The organism is Mycobacterium asiaticum (genome assembly GCF_001668675.1).
GTDB classification, from domain to species: Bacteria; Actinomycetota; Actinomycetes; order Mycobacteriales; family Mycobacteriaceae; genus Mycobacterium; species Mycobacterium asiaticum_D.
The window spans coordinates 1-6,613 of record NZ_LZKQ01000241.1; the positions used below are offsets into that span (position 1 = coordinate 1).

General features: G+C 68.1%; 4 protein-coding genes and 1 pseudogene. All 5 read right to left on the reverse strand.

Features of this window, described 5'->3' with window-relative positions; translation table 11 throughout:
• The coding region (locus tag A9X01_RS21025) for a PPE domain-containing protein (protein WP_155772200.1) at positions 1-169 on the reverse strand (169 nt) is incomplete at its 3' end.
• Between the two features lie 26 nt (positions 170-195).
• On the reverse strand, positions 196-504 hold the full coding sequence (locus tag A9X01_RS21030; RefSeq protein WP_065122606.1) for a PE family protein: 309 nt from the start codon (positions 502-504) through the stop codon (positions 196-198).
• Positions 501-4,523: a type VII secretion protein EccCa gene (gene eccCa / locus A9X01_RS21035; protein ID WP_065122607.1), complete on the reverse strand. Its 4,023-nt coding sequence runs from the start codon at positions 4,521-4,523 to the stop codon at positions 501-503. Before eccCa ends, A9X01_RS21030 begins: the two co-directional genes overlap by 4 nt.
• Positions 4,520-6,124 (reverse strand): type VII secretion protein EccB, encoded by a 1,605-nt coding sequence (gene eccB, locus A9X01_RS21040; RefSeq protein WP_065122608.1) that lies wholly within the window; start codon positions 6,122-6,124, stop codon positions 4,520-4,522. The genes eccCa and eccB overlap by 4 nt, the downstream gene beginning before the upstream one ends.
• Positions 6,121-6,613 (reverse strand): annotated as a pseudogene (locus A9X01_RS21045) (type VII secretion AAA-ATPase EccA); the annotation flags it as partial. The pseudogene A9X01_RS21045 and the gene eccB, both read right to left, overlap by 4 nt.

Below are 6,613 nucleotides of genomic sequence, written 5' to 3' on the forward strand. Positions count from 1 at the left end.
CCGCCGCGACCGTCCCCACCAGGCCACTGAGTTCCGCTGCCGTGGCGGCGTATTCGGCACTGAGCTCGTGGTAGGCCGTGGCCGCCGCCAACAGCGACGCCGGTCCCGGTCCAGTACTCAGCAACGCCGAATGCACCTCAGGCGGCGAAGCAACCCAGATCGGCCCCAGCGGAGGGCTCACGGCGAATGGCACAGTCAGCCGCCCGAGATGCCGTACGTCGCAGCGGCCGCCGCGTCACCGGCGAGGTAGCTGACGCCGGCGTCGCCCACACCGACACCCGCGCGGCCCAGTTCCTCGACACCCTGAGCCGCGACCGCCGCGTGCTCCTGGCCCTGCGCACTGAACCCGGCGGCGGTCTGCAGCGACACCGGGTCCGCCGCCGGTGGCACCACCGCGGTGATCAGCGGAGCTGCCGCGGCATGCGCGGCCGCCAGCTTCGCCGTCAGCGCCTCCACTGCGGCACTCGCGGCGGTCAATCCTTCAGGGACCACTCGCAACGTCATGACTGACTTCCCTTCTGTTGCGTTTCACCGAATATCGCGCCCTCGCCGGCGAGGGGGTTGATCAACTGCACGAAGGTCGGAGTATCACTGTCGGACAACAGGATTCCCCGCCCGGCGGGTAGCCGGCTGAATCGCTGCCCGCGGATCTTCCCGCTGTCCTGCGGGTTACCGGCCAACATCAGCGTGGTGGCCTGCAGGTCGTTGAACCTGCGCAGCAACGGGTTCGTCATCAAGCCGTGCGCGGATCCGGACGCTCGTCCGGTGACGATGACCCGCAGCCCCAGGTCGGCGGCCTGCCCGAGCAGTCCGATGAGCGGGGACCAGGGGCGCTGCCCGAGGTAGGGTCCGCTGGTTGCCGCCGAGTCCGGGATCTGGTCCACGTCATCGATGATCAGGTAGTGGGTGTGGCCGTCATAGGTCCAGCGCGACAGCTCGACCGGCGACAGCCCCGCCGGCGGCCGGCGCGCTTCGATCAGGTTCGCCAACCCGATCATCGCCGGCGTCACCCGGTCGATATTCGCCGTGTACTCGTTGTCCGGGAACAACGGCTCCTCGACGAGGTGCAGTCGGCGGTCCAGCACGGTAAATGCCACCTGGTCGGGACTCGAGTGCTCGCGCACCGTGCGGATGATGTGGCGCAGCAGCGTCGTCTTGCCGGACTTGCTGTCGCCGAACACCATCAGCAGCGGGTTCTCGGCGAAGTCGTGCACCACCGGTGCCAAGTCCTGCTCGCGCTGGCCGATGACCACCTGCTCGGGCCCACGCCACACCGCGCCGACCGTCGCCGGTGCCAGGTTGGTGGGCAGCAACCGCACCGGCGGCGCGACCTGACCCGGGTACCGGTCGTTGATCACGGCTATCTGGTCGAGCTCCGGTTCGGCGAACAGGAAATGCTGTGCAGCCATGGTCAATCCGCGGCCCGGCTGGTCGTTGGGGATGGCGTCGGCAGGGCGGTGCAGCGCACCGACCACCCGCACGTTGCTGTCGCGCGCGTCGTGCAGCTTGAGCTCGAGCCGCAAACCCAGCCCGTCGCGCATCGCCAACGGCACCTCCAGCCAGCTCGGCGTCGTGATGACCACGTGGATGCCGTAGGCCAGGCCCACGTTGACCAGTTCGGTCACCTTGGCCAGCAACGGGTTACGGGTGTTGAACTGGTCGGTGTTGTCCCGGCCGAAGGCGTACAGGTTGTCGATCACCAGGAACACCTCGCCGAACCCGTCGTTCTGCTTGGAGCCGTTGTGGTGGCCGTTCGGCGCATCCCGGAACGCCTCGCGCTGCTGGCGGGCCAGCAGCAGCTGCTCCAGCTCGCCGAAGGTGCGCCGGATGCGTTCGGGTTCCAGCGCCGTGGCGACGGTGCCGACGTGCGCCAGGTCTTCCAGGGCGCGAAGTTGTCCGCCGCCGTAATCCAGGCAGTAGAAGGTGACCTCGCGCGGCGAGTGCAGGCTGGCCGCCGACAGGATGAACGTCTGCAGCGCAGTCGATTTGCCTGACTTGGGGCCACCGTGGATCAGCATGTTGCCGGCCGCCGACATCGCGTCGAACACCAGCGGGTCGCGGCGCATCTCAAACGGCTTGTCGACCTCGCCCAGCGGCCAGCGCCATTGGCGCGCGGGCACCCCGGAGCGGGCCAGCACGCTGGTCAGCGGGATCGGCTCGTCCAGCGGCGGCAGCCACAGTTGCGGCGCCCGTGGCCCGTAGCCGGCCAACTGCTCGCCGATCGTCGCGATCAGCTTGCGCGGCGGCCCGGTCTGCTCGTCCTGTTCGGCGCCGGAGATGACGGTGCCCGGATCCGGCTCCACCCGCCCGGCCGGGAACAACTTCGGCTCGGGAACGGATTGCACCACCAAAGTCTTTGCCGCCTGCGGTGGTTCGTAGATGCCATCGACGTAGGTGGAACGAAACTTAATAGGGGCCGCACCCGGTGCGGGCACCAGGAACCCAATGCCCTTGTGCTCCTTGCCCGATTCGATGTGATAGGCGTCTTCCACACCGATGATCTGGCGAGACACGCTGGGACTGGCCACCTTCAGACCGATGCGGTACGAGGTGTTCTTATCGATGTCCTTGATCTTGCCCACATCCAGGGTCTGCGACGCGAACAGGATGTGGATGCGGAACGAGCGGCCTTTGCGGGCCACATAGTCGAACAGCTCCGCGTATTCCGGGTGATCGGCCAGCATCAGGGTGAACTCGTCGGCGACCACGAAAAGTGTTGGGATGGGGGGCAAGTCGAGTCCCGCACCCGCCCCGTCGCGAGCGTTCTCATACTCGGTGACCGAGTTGAACGCGCTGCCCTGCACCTTGCGGCCGGCCTCCCGTAGCAGCATCTCGCGCCGGGCGACCTCGCCGCGCAGCGTGTCGGCGAACCGGTCGGCCAGTGACTTCTTCTCCGCCATGTTCGAGATCACCGCAACGACCTGCGGGAAGTTGCGGAAACTGTCGGCACCGGCCTCACCCTTGAAGTCGGCGTAGATGACGATCAGCCGGTCAGCAGAATGAGTCGTCAACAGCGACAACAGGATCGACATCAACGTCTGGGACTTGCCGGAACCGGTCATACCGATCATCAGACCGTGCGGGCCCATCCCGCCCTCGGCTTCGTCCTTCAGGTCGAACATCAGCGGCTCGCCGGTAGCGGTGACACCGATCGGGACGCGCAGCTCCTCGTCACGCGGCCGCGGTGCCCACAGCGCCGGCACGTCGAGGTGCGAGGCATCCGAAATACCAAGCAGCGTGGTGAAATTGGCCCCGCGGGTAGCGGCCGAGCGTAGGCCGGTGTGGGTGGGATTGGAGTCCCAGCGCGACAGCCGGCGAGCCAGATGCGAAGCCTCGTCCACGCCGAACGCGTCGGCCTCGTCGATGTAGGGCTGCCAGCCCCCGGTCTGCCAACGTTCGATGGCGCTTTTCCCATTATTGGGTTCGACCTTGAGGATCGGCTTCTCCGGGTCCGAGTACTGCTCCCGGTGCGGCGCCGTCGCCGAGAGGTGCACCACGGTGACACCGGCCCGGCCCACCGCAAGCGTCGAGGCGTTCAGGTCGTAATCGGGGTCGTCCACGACAATCAACAAGTGGCGCAACGTGTCGACGGGCCGCCCGGTGAAGGCCGGGCGGTCTTCGAGCGCCGAACCGAGCAGGTCGACCAACTCGTCGGCGTCGGTGCTCAGGTAGCGGGCCGGGCCGACACCGTCGACCTGCCCGGGAACATCGACGTGCGGCAACCACTTCAGCCAGGACCAGTCGGCACCCTCGAGATCACGGGCGGCGACCGCCACCCCCAGCACCGTCGGGTCGTGCCAGGTCACGGCCTGGGCGATCCACGCGCGCACCGCTGCCCGCACATCGGCGGGATCACCCCCCGCGCCGGGCAGCACCGTGATGCGCGACAACTTGGTCAGATCGATTCCCGTCGGCACGTCGCGGACCGTGCGCTGGGTGTCGAGCAGGCTGCGTAAAGCGCTGTGCGACACCGGCTCCAGGTCGATCTCGTCGGCGGTGTCACTAACCCGCAGCGTGGTGGCCAGCGGTGCGGAGTGGCGACCGGCGCGGACCACCAGGAAGTCGGAGTCGTCCGGGTCCCGTTCCCACTGACGACGCGACCCGGGCACCGCAAGGAGGGCCTGCGGTTCGGGGTGCGACCACTGCGCGGCCGCGCGCTGCTCGGCCGCCTGGGCCCGGATGTTGTCCCGAACCACCGACAGGTAGCGCAGGTAGTCGGCCCGTTCAGCGTCGACTTCCTCGGTGCGGGTCTTGTTGCTGTCGCCGCGGTACAGCGCGGTCGCGGCCAGCAACAACACGAACGGGAAGAACAGTGTCTGCGGCGAAATCAGGCGCATCCCGGTGGCGAACAGCGCGACGATCATGCCGACGATCAGGATTCCGATCAGGTACGGCATCGCACGCCGGAACAGCGACGGCGGGATCACCCGCGGCAACTCCGGCGGCGCCTCGATGGTGATGGTGCCCTTGCGGGCACTCGGCGGCGTCAACCGCCGCCGGGCCTCGAAGATCAGTCTGCTCATCGGGGCTCCCCTTCGGCGGAAACCGGACGGCCAGGTCGGCTGTCGGCCGGCAGGCCATCGTGCGCCAGCAGCGCGTCGGCACGCGACAGCGTCGGACCGGGTGCGAACAAGGACAGAATCGACCACGGGATGCCGAGCGGCGGGGACTGAAGCCCCAGCGCCTCAACCGCTTTGCCGTGACCACTGGCTCCGGACCGGCCGTCGGCCTCGTTGTCGATGCCGTAGCGGACTCCGGTGTCGGAGACCCAGAACAGCGATCCGGTGGGCGGCGCGGCCGCCCCCCCGCCGACGGTCTGGGTGAAGTAGCCGGTGCCCGGGGCCAGCGCCACCTTCGCGCCGCCGCCGACCAACTCGACGGTGTGCAGCCCCTCGGCCACCGGCAGCGCCGAACCCGAGAGCAAGCTCAGCGAACTCGTGGCTGCCCCGGCCGGCTTGGTCCAGAACGCGCAGGTGACCGGGTTGCTGCCGGCATTGATCGGCGTGACCGGCTGCGCCGGGTAGCGGCTGCTGTCCAGCAGGCGCGACACCGGCAGCTTGGCGACGTCGTCGGCACCCAGCCGCGGCGGCTGCTGCAGGCCATAGGAGTTGGTATTGCGCAGGATCGCGGCCAGCACCGGTGAGATCGGCTGCAACCCGTCCGGCAGCACCGCGTAGTAGGTGATGTTCTCCGACGAACTGCGGTCGAGCGCATACGACACCACTACCCCGCCGATCGGCGCGGGCACGGCGAAGGGTGCCGGAGCACCCGCGTTCGGGATGGGCGGCGCGGCCAACGGCGGCGCCTCCGGAATCGCGTTGAAGAGACCCGGGGCGATCGGCCGCGGCGCCGGTACCTCGGTACCGAGCCCCAGGGCATTGGTGACCGCGCGGTCGGCGAGGTCGATCCGGCTGCGCTTGCCTTCCCACAGCAGCCAGCTGCCGTCGCCGCTGTCGACCAGGATCGCCTGGCCGGACGTGATCGCCCTTGCGCGGGCGCCTTCGCTGTCCGGCTGCCCGGCGATCACGGTGACACCGGTGCTGTGCGCGCCGCGGCCGGGTTGCCCGCTGACGCCGTCGCACACCGTCCAGTCCGCGTCGCGCGACGTGCTCTGCACCATGCGCTCTGGGGCACCGGGGATTCCGATCAGGTTGCCGCGCGGAAAGCGGTCCAGCTCAGTGCTTTTCACCGTGGTCGGGTTGACCGGTTGACCCGCGATCAGCCGGGCCGAGGTGAGGTTGAGCACCGGGTGCAACTGCTCACCGACCCGCACATACAACGCGGCGGTCGACCGGTCCGCCAGTACCGTGTTGTTGCCCACCTGACCATTCGGCCGGATCAGCGAAAACACAAAGCAGCCAATCAATCCGGTGATCAGCAGCAGCACGCCCATCAGCACCGCCCGGGACTGGGTGCGCAACGGGTCGACCAGCATCCTGGTGTCGTGCAACGCGATACCGGAGGCGATGCGGCGCATCACGAACCGCCAGCCACTCACCTGATGGCGGGTGACGAAGCCGCGCCGGTACTCCACTTTGTCGGGGTTCTCGTTGACCGGCGTCCGGGAAGTGAACGAACGCCGCTCGTCTTCCCGCTCGCTGTCGAACTCGCTCCTGTTGCTCATGCCGGTACCGATAGTCCGAGTCCGCGGAGCAGCGGAGCGACCGTATTGGCGACATCTTGGGCGGTGATGGTCATCAATTCCTCGTCGGTGAATTCACCCGTGCCTGCTTGTTCGGAGTGGTCGAGCCGGAATTCGCGTTCCTCCTCCGACCGTTCGACGATGTTTCGCACGAACCGGCCGTTGCCCGCGATGTCCAGACTGCGTCGCGCGATCCCGTTGCTGTCCGGCGACGACGTCTCCGCCAGGTGTGTGAACAGCGCCTGCATGCTGTCCAGCGCCGCCTGCTCGAACACGCTGTCCCGTTGCTGGGCCATGAGATTCGCGATCTCGGTCAACTCGGAGGGCTGGTAGGACGGGAAGTCGATGCTACGGGTGAAGCGGGAACGCAGACCCTCGTTGGTGTCGAGGAACTTGTCCAGGTCGGCGCGGTACCCGGCGATAATGACGACCAACCGGTCGCGGTCGTTTTCCATGCGCGCCAGCAGCGTG

Coding starts and splice junctions, on each gene's coding strand:
- A9X01_RS21030 (WP_065122606.1), bottom strand. CDS start 504: ATGACGTTGCGAGTGGTCCCTGAAGGATTGACCGCCGCGAGTGCCGCA.
- eccCa (WP_065122607.1), bottom strand. CDS start 4,523: ATGAGCAGACTGATCTTCGAGGCCCGGCGGCGGTTGACGCCGCCGAGT.
- eccB (WP_065122608.1), bottom strand. CDS start 6,124: ATGAGCAACAGGAGCGAGTTCGACAGCGAGCGGGAAGACGAGCGGCGT.